The following is a 17090-nucleotide window of genomic DNA, read 5'->3' as shown; positions in this document are numbered from 1 at the left end:
TCTTTTTATGGGCAAGGAGATATAAAAAAAGCTAGGGTAGAATATTATTCTACCTAGCTTTATGTCTATAGGAGCTCAGTCCTTAATTTCTGATAAATAATGCTCATATAACTCATCAATAGAAGAACTAGAAAGTAAGTGAGTGACTGCTTCAATTGATTCTCTCTTCCAATCAAACCAGCGCATTTCTTTTAACTTCATGATTTCTTCTTCTGAGAAACGCTTCTTTACCTCTTTTGCAGGATTTCCACCTACTATCGTGTAAGGGGAGACATCTTTTGTTACAACTGAGCCTGCTGCAACAATCGCACCTTCACCAATGGTAACACCAGGCATAATCATTGTATTCATGCCGATCCAGGCATCGCTTTCTATAATGGTATCTCCTTTGGGTGAGAAGGAATGGCTAATTTGATCAGCGAACGGATAAACAGTGATCCACTCCGCATGATGATTGTTATTTCCTCCCATAAGAATAACGACACCGGCTGCGATACATACATAATTACCAATAATCAATCGATCTATTTGCCATCCAAATTCCTCAATGGGGTTGAATAAGCTTCTCGATTTGTCATCTCCCCATAAATATCTCACGCATCCGTCTTCAAAAGATGAATGGTTATCATAATAACCGGAGTAATAAGAGTAATCGCCGACTTCAATTAATGGATTGGTTACAATATCCTTTAAATACTTAATTTCAGACCAGTGATTAAATTGGTTTATATTCATTTTAGTTTCCTCGCTTCTAAGTTTTATTTCTGAGTAACTTAGAAGCGTGATGCGGTAGCTACATTCTTTAGTTTTTTTAGACGACGAATCATCTGAATCATCCTTCCTTTTGATATGAGGGCCATTGTAGCAATCACTTCTTTTTTTGTCAATCCTATTCTGATAAAGAGATGTCAGTAAGTATCCTCCCTCAAAGTGTATATAATGAAGAAAAAATTCAGGAAGAGTAAATATAGACAGAACACGTGCCCACCATTTGGAAGAATGGATACATCATGTTGGACTAAAACGGGGACTGGAATAAGAATGTAAAGAGGAAGCTGGCATTCGTAGCATAAATTTTTGGCATATTAGTGTTAAGGCTTTTTATGTAGTCAATAAGAAATAGAATGGTTAATTAAATTATGATCAGATCGTTGAAGCGAGAGTGCGTTTTAATTGTTTGCTCTGTTTTTACAGTATCTATATGTTGATAGTTTCATATAATTGCGTTATAATTCATTTATGTTTTTAGAAATTAAATTTTGAACAATTAATTGGAGATGTTAATATGGAACAAGAGAAGCAACTGGTTGCCGAACAGCGGACATTTTTTTATACAGGTCAGACTAAGTCTATTAAGTACCGTATTCGTGCTCTTCAGCAATTAAGACAGGGAATTGAGAAATATCAACAACGTATTCTTGACGCACTTCGTGCGGATCTAAATAAATCTGAAACAGAGGCTTATGGCTCTGAGATTCGGATCGTGTTGGGTGAACTGGATTTTGCATTGGAACATTTGGAGGAATGGGCTACACCAAAACCTGTGCCTACAAATTCTGCTATACCTGATGGAACAAGCTTAATTTATCCTGAACCTTATGGAGTTGCTCTTATTATTGCACCATGGAACTATCCGTTCCAACTGGCTTTCGGGCCTCTAATTGGAGCCATTGCTGCGGGTAACTGTGCCATTATTAAGCCGTCTGAATTAACCCCAGCCGTGTCACGTCTGACTTATGATTTGATTCATGAGATATTTCCTAGTGAGTACCTGGCAGTTATGGAAGGGGAAGTCGAGACGAGTACGGCATTGTTGAAAGAAAAGTTTGATTATATTTTCTTTACAGGCAGTACAGGTGTTGGCCGCATTGTTATGAAGGCAGCTGCTGAGCATTTGACTCCAGTTACGTTAGAACTAGGTGGTAAGAGTCCGGTCATTGTCCACCAGGATGCAGATTTGAAGCTGGCAGCTCAGCGCATTGTGCGCGGTAAATTCCTGAATGCTGGGCAAACCTGTGTCGCTCCAGACTATTTGCTTGTGCACGAGGAAGTACATGACAAATTATTGGAATTGATCGGTGCAGAAATTCAGGATAAATTTGGAGACGATGTGATGAGAAATGCTGATTTCCCGCACATTGTCAACGCACGTAACTTTGATCGTTTATCGGTGTTACTCCAAGATGGCAAAGCAATGATCGGTGGACGTTCTGAACGTAATCAGCTGCTCATTGAACCAACAGTACTGGGCGAAGTGGATTGGAAATCCCCAGTGATGCGAGAAGAGATCTTTGGTCCAGTTCTTCCTGTATTTAAGTATACCGACCTCAATCCCATGCTAGATGAGATTGTTCGCCGTCCAAAACCACTGGCATTATATCTCTTCACTCAGGATGAGGATCTGCAGAATCAGGTTCTGAATCAAGTATCTTTTGGTGGTGGTTGCATTAATGATACATTGTCTCATATGACATCACATTATCTTCCGTTTGGCGGCGTAGGAGAAAGTGGAATGGGTTCCTACCATGGTCAACAGAGTTTTGATGTGTTCTCTCATCATAAAAGCATTCTTAAACGCAGCGAATAATCTACTAACGTAGAACAATATAAGTTGTATAAGAAAAAAGAGGTTGTCCCGTTGAACGGGACAACCTCTTTTTGTATCTTATTGTGAGACTTCTGTACAACTTCAATACATATTAATGAATATCACGGAAAAGGCCAATGACTTTGCCCAGGATGCTAACGTGTTTCAAACGCAACGGTTCAAAAGTCGAATTTTCCGGTTGAAGACGAATATGATCTTTCTCTTTGTAGAACGTTTTTACCGTTGCTTCATCGTCTTCAGTCATGGCTACTACGATATCGCCGTTATCTGCAGTTTGCTGCTGACGTACGATAACATAGTCTCCGTTAACAATGCCTGCTTCAACCATACTGTCTCCCACGACCGAAAGCATAAATACTTTCTGTTCGCCTACATAATGCGTAGGAAGAGGGAAGTAATCTTCGATATTTTCTGTTGCTGTGATCGGAACCCCTGCAGTAACTTTACCCACGACAGGAATGCGAGCAACGCTGTGAGCAAACTGATGTGAATGCTCTGACTCTTCCTGGCTGAGAAGTTCAATGGCTCTTGGTTTGGTTGGGTCACGTCTAATCAGACCTTTCTTCTCCAAACGATCCAGATGTCCATGTACTGTAGAGCTGGAAGCCAACCCAACGGCTTCACCAATTTCGCGTACGGAAGGAGGATACCCCTTCAACCGGACTTCATTGCGTATAAACTCCAGAATAGCCTGTTGCCTGCTGGATATCTTCGACATACCGTATCAACCCCATTTTAGTAACGTTTGGGAAAATTATAACATAGAACCTCCGTTCGTACAAACATAAGTTCTAAATAAAATGCCATAAAATCAATGTTTTTTTGCGAATTAAGATGAAAATTTTCTTTTAGTCTAATCAAATACTGCAAATGACAATTCCAATACAATAGAAGAAAGATAATAGAATGTAGGATGCAACAAAAAAAGCGAACAATTGTTCTAAAAAGTTATTGTACAAAACAAGTGTTCGTGTTATATTGATTTCAACGGATAGGAACAAACGTTTGGGGGTCGATATTTAATGAGATATTCTACTTATCAAAGCATTTACGAACCGGTGCGTTCAGAAGTGGTTGAAACTAACATAAGGAATTTTAAGAAGGTTTTTGCAAAAGGTAATGTCCCAACTTGGGTCTTGAAATTAATAATCGTAAGCTTAATTATACTGGTTGGATGCAGTACAGTACTCACTGTGTTCGCTGGCAATGAGAACGATTTATTGCCTGGAGGGAAGATGGCAGTTTCACAAGGAGATACACTATGGAGTATATCATTGGATCACAAACCTGAAACAATGGATACACGTGTATATATAGAAGCAATCAAGAAAGTGAATCAACTTCATTCAACTTCAATACAGGTGGGACAAGTCTTAATACTGCCTCAATTCACAGATTAAAGCTGCATATCCACACGCGCTAATGCGTGTCAGCTTGACAAGCTGCCCTTAACATGTCAAAGTTAATATGACTTTGTATTTTTGGAGGGGACAAGCTTGGATATAGATAGTCTGGTAGCACGTATTAATGAATTGGCCCGTAAGCAAAAATCCACTGGATTGACAGAGGAAGAGCTCGCTGAACGTGCCAAACTTAGAGAAATCTATTTGAATAACATTCGAAGCAATTTCAGACAACAACTGGATACGATTGAAATTGTAGATGATGAGAACGATCAAGGCCACCAAGGCAAACTCAAACATTAAGGAAACCTAATGATATCATTATGATATTTAGGTTTTTTCCTGTTATCTAGAGGTTGCAAATTATAGGGGGAAATGTTGGTTTGCAGTTATGTAAGCCGATACAAAGAACATCTAAGGGGGATTCTCATGTCGCGTTCGTTCGAGAGAACGGTTCGAAAAAATTCTAAGCAGTTGAATCAGCAACGTAAAAAAAGCGGTAAACCGGTTTCTGGCACACCAGGTGAGGACGTATTTAAAGGACGCAGTCTTCTGTTTCCTATTTTTCTGATCGGACTAGCATTCCTGTACCTCTTTATGAGTACATTTCTTGTCAAAGCTCCGATGACCACTTGGGACTGGGTGACCTTGTTGCTGTATGTATTTTTGGCAGTCATCTTCATGCTCCGTCGTCCTTATGTCAAAATAGGAAGTAACCGGATTTTGACGACAAAAGGGAACCGTGAGCGTTCAATTGGAGTCGACGATATCGTGAAATTCAGAATTGAGCCAGGTACGGTTGTGATTGAGCATAATGCACGAGGTAAGAGATGGGTATTTACCAAACTACTGAATCGTTATGATACTGATGCAATTACTGAACGTCTTCTGAAATTCGCCAAAGCACATCAGATCACCGTGGAAACATACGAGAAAAAGTAATTTTGCATAAAGGGGAAGATGACCGAAATGGCGTTAAAAGCGATTTTGTTCGACCTAGATGATACTTTACTGTGGGATGAGCGCAGTGTTCGAGAGGCCTTTCATGAGACTTGCTTGATCGCAGCTCAAGAGACGGGCGTTAAACCCGAAGACCTTGAAGAAGCTGTTCGTAATGAGGCACGTAATCTGTATGAGTCTTATGAAACTTTTTCGTTTACCAAAATGATTGGGATTAACCCGTTTGAAGGTCTTTGGGCTAACTTCACGGGTGGGGATCAGCCGGAGTTTCGCCAGTTGGAGCAGCTTGCACCCGCATATCGTAAAGAGTCATGGCGTCGTGGCTTGTTAAAGTTGGGTGTTGATCGTGAAGATCTGGCGGAACAACTCGCCTTACAATTTGGGGCGGAGCGGAGATCAAGACCCCATGTCTATGAAGAAACGATGGAAACGTTGAGTCATCTACAAGGGAAGTTCAAGCTTTTGCTTTTAACCAACGGCTGTCCTGCTTTACAACAAGAGAAGCTTGACGGCGTTCCTGAATTGGCTCTTTTTTTTGACGAAATTATTATCTCGGGTTCGTTCGGTAAAGGCAAACCTGATCCTTCGATCTTCGAGCACGCATTGAGTAAGCTGGGAGTGCAACCTGAGGAGAGTATGATGGTTGGAGATAAGCTTACGACTGATATTCGTGGAGCATTGTCTGCAGGTATTCAATCTGTTTGGATTAACCGTGAGAATAAAGAGAATACCGAATCGTATGTGCCTGACCATCAAATCAAGCATTTATCCGAATTGGAACGAATCATTGCTGAATTCTCAATGAGTGCATCATAAATCGTATTTTTAGTGTACTACTCAAACATTGTTAGGTTTTATGAGATGTATTTTATCCATAAAACCTAACAATGTTTTTTTTGTGTTGGGACAGCTTGAACTATACCGTAATAACAAAAGATGAAATTTTTTATTAAAAGTTATTGAAATTATAGAACTGCTGATTTAGAATATAACTAACATACTAGTATGACTAGTATGCGAATGAATGTAGCGAATATCTGTTGACTTACTTGAATGAAGTGGAAGCGGGAGTTTTTCGCTATAATTTTCACATTGTTTGTAAGCGCTTTACATAATCGAAGTAACCATTTAGTTCTGGAAATACAACATGAAGTGGTTAGTAAGAAAATGAGGATAAGCATCTTAACCAATATGTGTCTCTAGTGATCTCCATAATTGATATCGCTTACATTATTTGTTTTATTCTACTGGTGGGGGTGAAGTTCATCTGATTACTTGTCTTCTACAAAAAGAAGAGATGATAAGAATTGATCGAAAACGCTTTTATTTTATCAAGCTTAGGATCGGAGTGAAATAACATATGGAGTCGGAAACCGCTAAAACGACGCTATCGATGACATCTTTACGTAAAGAAAGCAGGTTAAAAACTGTTACAGCTCTGCTTCGCAAAGATTGGCAGCTGTACTCACTGTTAATTCTTCCAATTATCTATCTTATTATTTTCAAATATGGGCCCATGCTCGGTAATGTAATCGCATTTAGACGATTTGTACCGGGAGGCAGTATTTTTGGAGAGACGTGGGTTGGATTCAGGTATTTTCAGATGTTCATTCAAGACCCAACCTTTTGGAAAGTATTTGGGAACACACTTATGCTTGGTGGACTTGCGTTACTTTTCACCTTCCCAGTTCCGATTATTTTTGCATTGCTGCTGAATGAGGTGAAAAGCAAACGTTTCAAAAAGTTTGTGCAGACCGCATCTTATCTTCCGCACTTCTTGTCCATCGTCATCGTTGCCGGAATGATTCTGCAATTAACGGCAGTTAATGGCTCCATTAATGGAATGGTTTCATTCTTTACTGGTGACAGCATTCCTTTCATGCAGCGTGCGGAATGGTTCAGAACAATCTATATCACCTCTGAGGTTTGGCAAGGTATGGGGTGGGGAGCCATTCTATATTTAGCTGCATTGACAACAATTGATGATTCTTTGTATGAGGCTGCGCGGATCGATGGTGCGAACCGTTGGAAGCAAACCCTCCATATAACCATACCGGGCATTTTGCCAACGATCGTTACATTGCTGATTTTGAATATGGGTAATTTCCTCGCGGTTGGATTTGAGAAAATCTTGCTCCTTTACAATCCGCTGATCTACGAGACATCTGACGTGATTTCTACTTATCTGTACCGGGTAGGTTTGCAGTCGAGCAATTTCAGCTATGCTACCGCCATTGGTTTGTTCGAATCCATTATTGGACTGATCCTGGTATTCTCGGTTAATGCCATTTCACGCAGACTGACACAACGAAGCTTGTGGTAAAGGAGGAGCAATATGCTGGAATCAAAATCATACAAAGTATTTAAAGTTTTCAATGCCATCTTTTTGCTGCTTGTGGTATTCATCACGCTCTATCCGTTTCTGAATGTCGTGGCCCAATCTTTCAGTAGCGAGGCTTATATCAATTCAGGCAAGGTAAGCATTATCCCAAGAGGGTTTAATGTAGAAACCTACAAGACCATCTCTCGCGACAGCATGTTCTGGACCAACTATAAAAACACAATTATATATACCGTTGTAGGTACTTTGATTTCCATGTTCATGACGACCATCTTCGCTTATGCCTTATCCAAGAAAAGATTGATGGGACGAAAATTTTTGACGATGTTCGCCGTGTTCACGATGTTTTTCAGTGGCGGTTTGATTCCTAACTATGTCCTGATTAACTCTCTGGGCTTCAATAACACGATGTGGGCACTGGTTGTGCCTGGGGCAATCAGCATTTATAACATGTTAATTATGAAATCATTTTTCGAAAACATGCCTGAGGAGCTTGAGGAAGCGGCAGCCATTGACGGTTTGAATACGTATGGCATTTTGTTACGGATCATTCTACCGTTGAGTAAAGCTGTCATGGCAACGATGGTTCTGTTTTACGCTGTGGGACACTGGAACTCATGGTTTCCTGCCTTCCTGTATCTCGACAAAAAGGAACTGTTTCCCGTTACGATCTACTTGCGCAACATGATTGCAGGTGCAACGGGAGGTGCTTCGGCTGGTGCTTCAGCGGATAATCTGACTCAAATTTCTGCAAATATCAAATCGGTCACGATGGTACTCACCATTTTGCCTATTTTAACGATTTATCCATTTGTTCAAAGATACTTTGTAACCGGTATCATGTTGGGATCTGTTAAACAGTAATCCTAACCCGATATAGTTCAACATCTTGATTGTAAGGCCAATCTAAACCACATGCAGGGGGAGAAATGAATGAAACATAGACCACGTAAGCTTGTAGGCAAGATGGTATTGGCAACAATGATGAGTGTCGTTCTGGCAGCATGTAGCAGCGGTGCTGGTGGAGAGAAAGTTGAACCAGAATCCAAGGGGGCCATGGAATCCTATGGTGTAGGAGAGACCTTCAAAGCCGCTGAACCATTTAATCTATCTATTCTGTACAGCGACCAGCCAGCATACCCGTACAAAAAGGATTGGCTCCTGTTCCAAAAAATCACGGAAAAAACCGGAGTCACGCTGGAGCCTACCATCGTTCCGATGAGTGACTATCCCCAGAAAAGATCCCTTCTGATCAGCTCTGGAGATGCCCCTCTGGTTATTCCGAAAACCTATCCGGGTGAAGAATCTGCTTTTGTATCCTCTGGTGCGATTTTGCCAGTGAGTGATTATGTTGATTTGATGCCCAATTTCAAAGATAAGGTTGAGAAATGGGGACTTCAGGATGAACTTGAGGGTCTTCGACAAGAAGATGGGAAATATTATGTACTCCCAGGTTTACATGAAGAGGTTTGGCCGGACTATACCCTTATTGTGAGAACTGATATTTTTGAGAAAAATAACATTGCCATTCCAAAGACATGGGACGAATTGTATGATGCCGCCAAAAAGCTAAAAGAAATCTATCCAGATTCCGTTCCGTTCTCAGATCGTTTCCAATTTAACAGTACCTTGAATATTGCTGCTACCAGTTTTGGAACGAAAGCTGGGTGGGGATTTGGCAATGGTTTAACGTATAAAGAAGATCAAGATGAATTTGTATACACTTCGACTACGCCGGAATACAAGGAAATGTTAACTTACTTTAACAAGCTTGTATCGGAGGGGCTGTTGGATAAAGAAAGCTTCACCCAGGACGATGACCAGGCTATTCAAAAGTTTGTTTCTGGAAAATCCTTCATTATTAATGGTAACTCGCAAACGGTAGTGCTTCATCGTAATGACATGAATAAAACGTTGGGAGAAGGAAATTTCTCCATCGCCAAAATTACAGTTCCTGGTGGTCCAAAAGGTCAATTGATGTCCGGCTCCAGACTTGAAAACGGTGTCATGATTTCCGGTAAAATTAAAGACAACGAGAATTTCAAAGCAACCATGCAATTTATTGACTGGTTATACTATAGTGATGAAGGTCAAGAATTTGCCAAATGGGGTGTAGAAGGCGAAACCTTCACCAAACAGGATGGCGTTCGTAAGTTGGCCGAAGATGTGAACTATAACGGATTGAATCCAAAAGGCACAAAGGACTTGCGCATCGACTATGGATTCTCCGGTGGTGTGTTTGCCTATGGAGGAACCACAGATTTGTTGCACTCCATGTTTAGTGAGGAAGAACTGAAATTCCAGCAAGACATGAAAGATATCAAAGAAGTGGTTCCTGCGGAGCCGCCAATTCCTTACTCGGATATCGATCGTGAACAGGTGACACTGCTTAGCACACCGCTTAAGGATTTTTCGGATCAAAATACGCTTAAATTCATTTTGGGAGAACGCAAACTTTCTGAGTTTGATGCATTTGTAAAAGAGCTGGAGAGCCAAGGCTTGCCTCAGTATATGCAGCTTTCCAATGACACATATAAGAAGTACAAAGAAAACAAGCAACAATAGATATAAACTGAAATTTGCCCATTGCCGTTTCATTAATGGAATTTAAGTGGAACGGCAAATTGTGCTAAGATGGATGAATATGGCTGAGAGGAAGAGGTTAAGGAATGTCACTTAATCAAAAGATTAGAGGTTCGACCCGGGCTTATTCATACAATCTGATAAAGGAACGAATTCTGCACCTTGAACTTGAGCCTGGTACCAAGATTTCCGAGAAGGAAATTGCGGATGAGTTGCAAGTAAGCAGAACACCAGTACGTGAAGCTTTCATGAAGCTTGCCGAGGAAGAATTACTGGATATCATTCCACAGAGTGGAACCATTGTCTCCCATATTAATCTGGAGCATGTTGAAGAAGGCCGGTTTATGAGAGAGAAGATGGAGAAGGAAATTGTCACTCTGGCTTGTGCTTTTTTTCCGGAAGAATTCAGATTCAGACTTGAAACCAATATTGCCATGCAGGAAGTATGTATAGGGAAAAATAATTTCTATCGGCTTTTTGAACTGGATGAAGAGTTTCATCAGATATTGTTTCAAGGCACAGGAAAAATGAGAAGTTGGAAAATGCTACAGCAGCTCAATATTCCCTTTAATCGCCTTCGTTTATTACGCTTGTCTGAAGATTCCGATGCAGAGGTAATTATTTCACAACATAAAGAAATATACCGACTTATCACGGAACGTGAAACCGAGCGAGCTGTTGAGGTTATGGAAGCTCATCTCAGACTAGTTGTTGTTGAACAAGAGAAGATGAAGGCAAAATATCCACATTATTTTATATAGAACATCTAATGTTGTATACTATCTGAATATGCAGAAACCCCTGTTCGAATTGAACAGGGGTTTGTTGAGCAAATAATAGAATTTGCTTATTAGGCTTGTTTGATAAACGTTGGATCTGGGTAAGGATCTGCGATCCAGCCATCTTTTTCAATAAACAGACGCACGGCAATGATTTGTTTGTTCTCCATCAAAGTGAAGAAGTGTGGGGTGTTCTCAGGTACCGAGATAACGTCTCCAGGAGACAATTCTACATTAAAGTAACCTACATCATCTGTAGCTTTGATGACAAAGATTCCTTTGCCGGCTACAATAGCACGGATCTCATCTTCAGCATGAGTATGAATCTCTTCGAATTTTGCAAGCTTCTCTTCAATATCTGGTGTTTGTTCAGACAGCGTGATTACATCCCAGATTTGGTACCCGCGACGTGCAGCCAAGTCTCTGATTTCATAGTCAAATGTGTTTAGTACTTCTTCTTTTTGTTCATCGGTGAGTCCAAAGTTGTTTTGCAGATCAGTTTTTAATTTGGACGCGTCCCATTTTTCAAATAGTACTTCATATTTGTTTAAGAAATTTCGAACATTTTCGTCTCCAGTGATACGTTCGTTCGTATTTCGGATTACAATTTCAGCCATGTTCTTTCCCTCTTTTCCACTTGGTTTAATCGCTATTATATCGGATTCCGCTATTTTTGTCGATTCACAAATTCATTCTACCTTCATAAAAACCGCCAAAGGACTGATCAAACCCGATCTTTCACATTAAGTTAGTTTCTGTTAAACTAAGATTTAACGTTTTGCGGAGGTGACGATATTGGACAAGCTTAGCCTACATGATGCATTAAAACAACGAATATTGATCCTCGACGGTGCAATGGGGACCATGATTCAACAAGTAGATCTCACAGGCGCAGATTTTGGCGGAGAAGACCTAGATGGTTGTAATGAAATGCTTGTACTTACACGTCCAGAGCTAATCCAGCGTATTCATGAGGAATATCTGGAAGCCGGTGCTGACTTAATTGAAACAAATACGTTTGGTGCAACTTCTGTTGTACTTGCTGAATATGACATTCAGGACCGTGCACGTGAAATTAATCTCGAAGCAGCCAGAATTGCAAAAGCAGCCGTGGATCGATTTTCGACACCGGAGTCTCCACGTTATGTGGTAGGTGCCATGGGACCTACAACCAAAACGCTGTCAGTAACAGGCGGCGTAACTTTTCAAGAGCTCATCGACAGTTATTTTGAGCAAGCGCTTGCTTTAATTGAGGGAGGCGTTGATGCGTTGCTGCTCGAAACCTCACAAGATACGCTTAATGTAAAAGCAGGTAGCATTGGAATTCAACAGGCATTCGAACAAAGTGGTATCAAGCTTCCTTTGATGATCTCAGGAACGATCGAACCGATGGGTACAACCCTCGCTGGTCAGAACATTGAGTCTTTTTATATATCCCTAGAACACCTTAACCCAATTTCAGTTGGACTAAACTGTGCTACAGGTCCGGAATTCATGCGTGACCATATTCGCTCGCTTTCCGGAATGGCTTCAGTTGCAGTAAGTTGTTATCCAAATGCAGGGCTTCCGGATGAAAATGGTAATTACCATGAATCGCCTGAATCGCTTGCTCAGAAGATCGGTGCTTTTGCCGAACAGGGCTGGTTGAATATCGCGGGTGGCTGTTGTGGAACAACACCTGCACATATTCGGGCAATGCGGGATACACTTGCCAAGTACCCTCCAAGAGAAATGAACGGAACACATCCACCAGCATTGTCGGGAATTGATCCAGTCTACGTTGAACAGGACAATCGCCCTTACATGGTTGGGGAACGTACGAACGTACTTGGATCACGGAAATTCAAGCGTCTTATTGTTGAAGGGAAATATGAAGAAGCTTCGGAAATTGCTCGGGCTCAGGTGAAAAATGGGGCACATGTTGTCGACGTTTGTGTTCAAGACCCGGACCGTGAAGAAGCCGAAGACATGGAGAAGTTCCTTGAACTTGTTGTCAAAAAAGTAAAGGTGCCACTGATGATCGATACGACAGATGCAGCCGTCATCGACCTTGCACTGCAATACTCTCAGGGTAAAGCGATAATTAACTCCATTAACCTTGAGGACGGCGAGGAAAAGTTCGAGCTGGTCACTCCGTTGTTGCATAAATACGGCGGTGCTGTCGTTGTCGGAACGATTGATGAACGCGGTCAAGCCATTAGTCGTGAGGACAAGCTGGAGGTAGCCAAGCGGTCTTACGATTTGCTGGTGAACAAATATGGATTAAAAGCAGAAGACCTGATTTTTGATACCCTGGTGTTTCCAGTAGGGACGGGCGATGAACAGTATATCGGTTCGGCCAAAGAAACAATCGAAGGTATTCGTGTCATTAAAGAAGCGATGCCTGAATGTCATACGATACTGGGAATCAGTAACATTTCATTTGGATTGCCTGAAGCAGGGCGTGAAGTGCTGAACTCTGTATTTTTATATGAGTGTACCAAAGCAGGTCTCGATTATGCCATCGTTAACACAGAGAAGCTAGAGCGTTATGCATCCATTCCGGCAGAAGAGCGCAGACTCTCGGAAGAGCTGTTATATAATACGAATGACGAAACACTAGCTGCCTTCGTAGCGGCGTTCCGTAACAAAAAGGTTGAGAAAAAAGAAAAGATTTCTAACCTGTCGTTGGAAGAACGTCTCGCATCGTATGTTGTTGAAGGAAGCAAAGAAGGTTTGCTGCCCGATCTGGAGCAGGCACTCGCCAAATATAAAGCCCTTGAAGTAATCAATGGCCCGTTGATGCGGGGCATGGAAGAAGTAGGGCGACTGTTTAACAATAATGAGCTGATCGTAGCAGAAGTGCTTCAGAGCGCGGAAGTTATGAAGGCTTCGGTAGCTTATTTGGAACAGTTCATGGAGAAGAATGAGACGTCTGTTAAAGGAAAGATTATTCTAGCGACGGTTAAGGGCGACGTACACGACATCGGCAAAAACCTGGTGGAGATCATCCTTTCCAATAACGGTTACCGGATCATTAATTTGGGTATAAAAGTACCACCAGAGCGAATTATTGAGGCATACAGAGAAGAGAAAGTCGATGCGATCGGTCTATCCGGTCTGTTGGTAAAATCGGCGCAACAGATGATTCTTACAGCTCAGGACTTACGCACAGCAGGAATTGATGTACCTATTATGGTTGGTGGAGCGGCATTGACACGCAAATTCACCAAGAATCGTATACGCCCGGAATATAACGGCATGGTTGTATATGCAAAAGATGCGATGGACGGTCTGGATTTGGCCAACAAGCTGATGAACCCAAGTACTCGAGAAGTGATGCAGTTGGAGATGGACGCTGAAAAAGAGGCTGACGCAGCTGGCGCAGAAACTGTTAAATCCCTTCCCGAGCTAACTCGGGTAGAGCGTTCGGATATCGCAATAGACAACCCGGTTCTCGTTCCACCGGATCTGGAGCGACATGTTATGCGGAACTATCCGCTATCACACATATTACCGTATGTGAACATGCAGATGTTGCTAGGTCACCATCTTGGTTTGCGTGGCTCAGTAGAGCAGCTACTTGCTTCGGGTGATCGAAAAGCCACTGACCTGAAAGCGGTAGTGGATGATATTATGCAGGAAGCTGTTCGTGACGGGATTATTCAGGCGCATGCGATGTATCGTTTCTTCCCGGCTCAGTCCAGCGGTAACAGCGTCATCATCTATGACCCGGAGAATACAAGTAATATCTTGCATACATTTACGTTCCCTCGTCAAAAAGTTGAACCATACCTGTGTCTGTCCGATTTCTTGAAGCCAGTGGAATCCGGACAAATGGATTACGTTGGTTTCATGGTCGTAACGGCTGGGCACGGTGTACGGGAGTTATCGACAGCTTGGAAGGAGCAAGGTGATTATCTTCGCTCACATGCTCTGCAATCCGTAGCGCTTGAAGTAGCAGAGGGATTAGCTGAGCGCGTTCATCATATGATGAGAGATATCTGGGGATTCCCGGATCCAGCACAGATGACCATGAAGCAACGTCATGGAGCACGCTATCAGGGAATTAGGGTATCATTCGGATATCCGGCTTGTCCCGATTTGGAAGATCAAGGGCCACTGTTCAAGTTGTTACAGCCTGAGGATATTGGTGTGGAATTGACTGAAGGTTTCATGATGGAACCTGAAGCATCCGTATCGGCGATGGTTTTCAGCCATCCGCAAGCGAAGTATTTTAACGTGGATAAGGCTTAAAAGTAAAAGGTCAGGCAAAGCCCTCCGCATTGTCGGAGGCTTTTTGCTGGCAGCAGAAAGAGGTGCGATCCAGATGGAACTATATTTCCTGGGAACTAACGCTGGTGTACCTACGCTTCAGCGGAATGTAACTTCCATAGGGCTGCGCATGTTGGATGAGCGCAGAGCATTGTGGTTGTTTGACTGTGGGGAAGGAACCCAGCATCAAATTTTAAGTTCTCCGCTTAAATTGAGCAAATTGGAGAAAATATTTATCACCCATTTACATGGAGATCATGTATTTGGACTTCCAGGTCTGCTCTCCAGCAGAGCATATCAGGGTGGCACTACACCGTTAACGGTGTATGGTCCGCCAGGAACTGAACGAATGATCATGACAACCATGGAGCTGAGCCAGTCACGTCTAAACTATGATCTAAGCATTGTAGAACATACAGGCGGAGTGCTTTTCGAAGATGAGAGCTTCATTGTGGAATCTGCGTTGCTGGAACATCGTATCGACAGTTACGGGTATCGGATTACCGAAAAGGATCGTCCAGGCAGCTTGGACCCTGCAAAACTGGCTGAGTATGGCTTGAAGCCGGGGCCGCTATTTGGTCGCTTGAAGCGGGGAGAAACGATTACCCTCGACAACGGGGACTTCCTTCGCCCAGAAGATGTGTTGGGTGCACCCAAGCGAGGGATGGTCATTACCATCTTGGGAGATACGCGCCCATGTAACAATGTACAGCCACTTGCACTAAATGCGGATGTTCTTGTACACGAAGCCACGTTTCTGCATGATTTGGCTGATACGGCTCATGAGTACTATCATAGTACTTCGAAGCAAGCGGCTGAGGCGGCGAGAGCGGCAGATGCAGGACAGCTGATCATGACCCATTTTAGCTCTCGCTACAAAGATGAGGATCAGTTGCAGCCACTTCTGGAAGAAGCGCAGTCGATATTCCCAAATACGAAACTTGCGATTGAACACGAGCTGATTCCAGTTGTTCACCGTAAGAGCGAATCCTAATGGTGGATGTGCGAAACAGTACAGCCAAACAAGACGGGAGAACAAGCCGTTAATTGCACGGGACTGAGGGGAAGTTACTCCCGAGGTCCCTTTTGCAATCTGGCCGGAAAGCGTGTAGGATGGGCAATATGAGCAGGGAAATGATTCAATTATTTTCCGGGAAAGCGCAGGAAATGACAAGCTTGTACAGAAGACGCGCGGGGCTAGACGTCCGTGTTCGATTCGGTTCGACGTGTTGCGTGCAGATGTGAGCAAGCCATTTTTATGTACTGTATACATAGGTTAGCATTGAAGTTCGATGCAAATGGTTAAGGACATGAAATGTTAATGGAATAAAGAAAGGAGTGCTGTATATGATTAAGGCCTATCTGATCGACCTGGATGGTACGCTCTATCATGGCAGACATCGTATCGAAGGAGCCGATAAACTTATTCAGACATTGAATGAACAAGGCATGCCTTATTTGTTTGTGACTAATAATTCTTCTCGTACACCGCAAGGTGTGGCATATCATCTGAACGGGATGGGTATCCCCGCCGATGCATCTCAGGTATGTACTTCTGCGGTGGCGGCTGCGGAATACGTGGCCCAAGAGTCTCCGGGTGCGAAAGTGGCTTGTATCGGAGAAGAAGGGCTGTTGCAAGCGATAGAAGCTGCAGGGCTTACACTAACAGATGATGAACCTGAATACGTTATACAAGGAATTGATCGTGAATTTTCCTATCATAAATTGACTAAAGCACTTCGCTGGATCAATGGCGGCTCTAAATCTGTCATGACCAATCCTGATTTGCAGCTACCTTCTGATGATGGGCTTACGCCGGGAGCGGGGACGATTGGGGCAGCGATAGAAGCAGCAACCGGAGTTCATCCTACCGTCATTGGCAAACCGTCAAGTATTATTATGAAGTCGGCTATTAGCCGATTGAACTTAAAGTCTGATGAAGTTGCTGTAATCGGAGACAATATGCGTACAGATATTGCGGCAGGAGCAGCTGCGGGTTGCGAGACCCTGCTGGTTCTTACTGGAATAACGACACGGGACAATATGGATAGCCACATCCAGGCGACCAAGGTTCGTCCTGATCATGTGTTTGAAGATTTGCATAAACTGATTGAGTGGCTGTCGCAGACGACAAGCCAAGCATCCAAGAAGGGGTAGATGTA

At 42.7% G+C, this 17090-nt stretch carries 15 protein-coding genes; 12 read left to right on the top strand and 3 right to left on the bottom strand.

What is annotated here, in order from left to right; translation table 11 throughout:
• Positions 1–75: 75 nt before the first annotated feature.
• Positions 76–735 carry a CatB-related O-acetyltransferase gene (locus tag AC4PM4_RS24540; RefSeq protein ID WP_491614764.1) on the bottom strand — a complete coding sequence of 220 codons (660 nt, stop codon included), beginning with the start codon at positions 733–735 and terminating at the stop codon, positions 76–78.
• A 550-nt stretch (positions 736–1285) separates the two neighbouring features.
• Between AC4PM4_RS24540 and AC4PM4_RS24535 the strand changes: the two genes are divergently transcribed.
• Positions 1286–2587 (top strand): aldehyde dehydrogenase, encoded by a 1302-nt coding sequence (locus tag AC4PM4_RS24535; protein ID WP_491614763.1) that lies wholly within the window; start codon positions 1286–1288, stop codon positions 2585–2587.
• 112 nt (positions 2588–2699) lie between these two features.
• On the opposite strand, the gene lexA is transcribed toward AC4PM4_RS24535, so the two are convergent.
• Positions 2700–3326, bottom strand: a complete 627-nt coding sequence (gene lexA, locus AC4PM4_RS24530; protein ID WP_024630400.1) for a transcriptional repressor LexA — start codon at positions 3324–3326, stop codon at positions 2700–2702.
• A 304-nt stretch (positions 3327–3630) separates the two neighbouring features.
• On the opposite strand from lexA, the gene AC4PM4_RS24525 reads away from it, so the two are divergent.
• From AC4PM4_RS24525 to AC4PM4_RS24490, 8 genes are all read left to right on the top strand, one after another.
• A complete protein-coding gene (locus AC4PM4_RS24525; protein ID WP_072733302.1) occupies positions 3631–4008 on the top strand; it encodes a LysM peptidoglycan-binding domain-containing protein in 378 nt (125 codons plus the stop codon).
• A gap of 96 nt (positions 4009–4104) precedes the next feature.
• The gene (locus AC4PM4_RS24520; protein ID WP_024630398.1) at positions 4105–4314 is read left to right on the top strand and encodes a DUF896 domain-containing protein; all 210 of its coding nucleotides are present in this window, start codon (positions 4105–4107) and stop codon (positions 4312–4314) included.
• A gap of 126 nt (positions 4315–4440) precedes the next feature.
• On the top strand, positions 4441–4953 hold the full coding sequence (locus tag AC4PM4_RS24515) for a hypothetical protein (protein ID WP_072733301.1): 513 nt from the start codon (positions 4441–4443) through the stop codon (positions 4951–4953).
• Between the two features lie 27 nt (positions 4954–4980).
• Entirely contained in the window at positions 4981–5787 is an 807-nt protein-coding gene (locus tag AC4PM4_RS24510; RefSeq protein ID WP_491614762.1) for an HAD family hydrolase, read from the top strand.
• 544 nt (positions 5788–6331) lie between these two features.
• Positions 6332–7294, top strand: a complete 963-nt coding sequence (locus tag AC4PM4_RS24505) for an ABC transporter permease (RefSeq protein WP_491614761.1) — start codon at positions 6332–6334, stop codon at positions 7292–7294.
• A 12-nt stretch (positions 7295–7306) separates the two neighbouring features.
• Entirely contained in the window at positions 7307–8176 is an 870-nt protein-coding gene (locus AC4PM4_RS24500) for a carbohydrate ABC transporter permease (RefSeq protein ID WP_024630394.1), read from the top strand.
• A 69-nt stretch (positions 8177–8245) separates the two neighbouring features.
• Positions 8246–9877 carry an ABC transporter substrate-binding protein gene (locus tag AC4PM4_RS24495; protein ID WP_072733298.1) on the top strand — a complete coding sequence of 544 codons (1632 nt, stop codon included), beginning with the start codon at positions 8246–8248 and terminating at the stop codon, positions 9875–9877.
• Between the two features lie 104 nt (positions 9878–9981).
• Positions 9982–10656, top strand: a complete 675-nt coding sequence (locus tag AC4PM4_RS24490; RefSeq protein WP_491614760.1) for a GntR family transcriptional regulator — start codon at positions 9982–9984, stop codon at positions 10654–10656.
• An 89-nt stretch (positions 10657–10745) separates the two neighbouring features.
• Here the strand turns inward: AC4PM4_RS24490 and AC4PM4_RS24485 are convergent, their stop codons facing one another.
• Positions 10746–11291, bottom strand: a complete 546-nt coding sequence (locus AC4PM4_RS24485) for a cupin domain-containing protein (protein WP_063562857.1) — start codon at positions 11289–11291, stop codon at positions 10746–10748.
• Between the two features lie 178 nt (positions 11292–11469).
• Here AC4PM4_RS24485 and metH point away from each other — a divergent pair, with 178 nt between their 5' ends.
• The 3 genes from metH (at position 11470) to AC4PM4_RS24470 (ending at position 17085) form a co-directional block, all read left to right on the top strand.
• The gene (gene metH / locus AC4PM4_RS24480) at positions 11470–14910 is read left to right on the top strand and encodes a methionine synthase (protein WP_491614759.1); all 3441 of its coding nucleotides are present in this window, start codon (positions 11470–11472) and stop codon (positions 14908–14910) included.
• Positions 14911–14983: 73 nt separating this feature from the next.
• Positions 14984–15922 (top strand): ribonuclease Z, encoded by a 939-nt coding sequence (rnz, locus tag AC4PM4_RS24475; RefSeq protein ID WP_400345546.1) that lies wholly within the window; start codon positions 14984–14986, stop codon positions 15920–15922.
• A 353-nt stretch (positions 15923–16275) separates the two neighbouring features.
• Positions 16276–17085 (top strand): TIGR01457 family HAD-type hydrolase, encoded by an 810-nt coding sequence (locus tag AC4PM4_RS24470; protein WP_491614758.1) that lies wholly within the window; start codon positions 16276–16278, stop codon positions 17083–17085.
• Positions 17086–17090: the final 5 nt, after the last annotated feature.

This window comes from Paenibacillus sp. MDV22-iso6, from assembly GCF_058408365.1.
Note: the sequence above shows the minus strand (reverse complement) of the source record. Positions and strands in the feature narration are given on the sequence as shown.

What these genes read in the sequence shown, in the direction of transcription:
- AC4PM4_RS24515 (WP_072733301.1), top strand. Translation starts at nt 4,441, where the DNA reads ATGTCGCGTTCGTTCGAGAGAACGGTTCGAAAAAATTCTAAGCAGTTG.
- AC4PM4_RS24485 (WP_063562857.1), bottom strand. Translation starts at nt 11,291, where the DNA reads ATGGCTGAAATTGTAATCCGAAATACGAACGAACGTATCACTGGAGAC.
- AC4PM4_RS24540 (WP_491614764.1), bottom strand. Translation starts at nt 735, where the DNA reads ATGAATATAAACCAATTTAATCACTGGTCTGAAATTAAGTATTTAAAG.
- AC4PM4_RS24510 (WP_491614762.1), top strand. Translation starts at nt 4,981, where the DNA reads ATGGCGTTAAAAGCGATTTTGTTCGACCTAGATGATACTTTACTGTGG.
- AC4PM4_RS24535 (WP_491614763.1), top strand. Translation starts at nt 1,286, where the DNA reads ATGGAACAAGAGAAGCAACTGGTTGCCGAACAGCGGACATTTTTTTAT.
- AC4PM4_RS24495 (WP_072733298.1), top strand. Translation starts at nt 8,246, where the DNA reads ATGAAACATAGACCACGTAAGCTTGTAGGCAAGATGGTATTGGCAACA.
- rnz (WP_400345546.1), top strand. Translation starts at nt 14,984, where the DNA reads ATGGAACTATATTTCCTGGGAACTAACGCTGGTGTACCTACGCTTCAG.
- AC4PM4_RS24500 (WP_024630394.1), top strand. Translation starts at nt 7,307, where the DNA reads ATGCTGGAATCAAAATCATACAAAGTATTTAAAGTTTTCAATGCCATC.
- lexA (WP_024630400.1), bottom strand. Translation starts at nt 3,326, where the DNA reads ATGTCGAAGATATCCAGCAGGCAACAGGCTATTCTGGAGTTTATACGC.
- AC4PM4_RS24470 (WP_491614758.1), top strand. Translation starts at nt 16,276, where the DNA reads ATGATTAAGGCCTATCTGATCGACCTGGATGGTACGCTCTATCATGGC.
- AC4PM4_RS24490 (WP_491614760.1), top strand. Translation starts at nt 9,982, where the DNA reads ATGTCACTTAATCAAAAGATTAGAGGTTCGACCCGGGCTTATTCATAC.
- AC4PM4_RS24505 (WP_491614761.1), top strand. Translation starts at nt 6,332, where the DNA reads ATGGAGTCGGAAACCGCTAAAACGACGCTATCGATGACATCTTTACGT.
- AC4PM4_RS24525 (WP_072733302.1), top strand. Translation starts at nt 3,631, where the DNA reads ATGAGATATTCTACTTATCAAAGCATTTACGAACCGGTGCGTTCAGAA.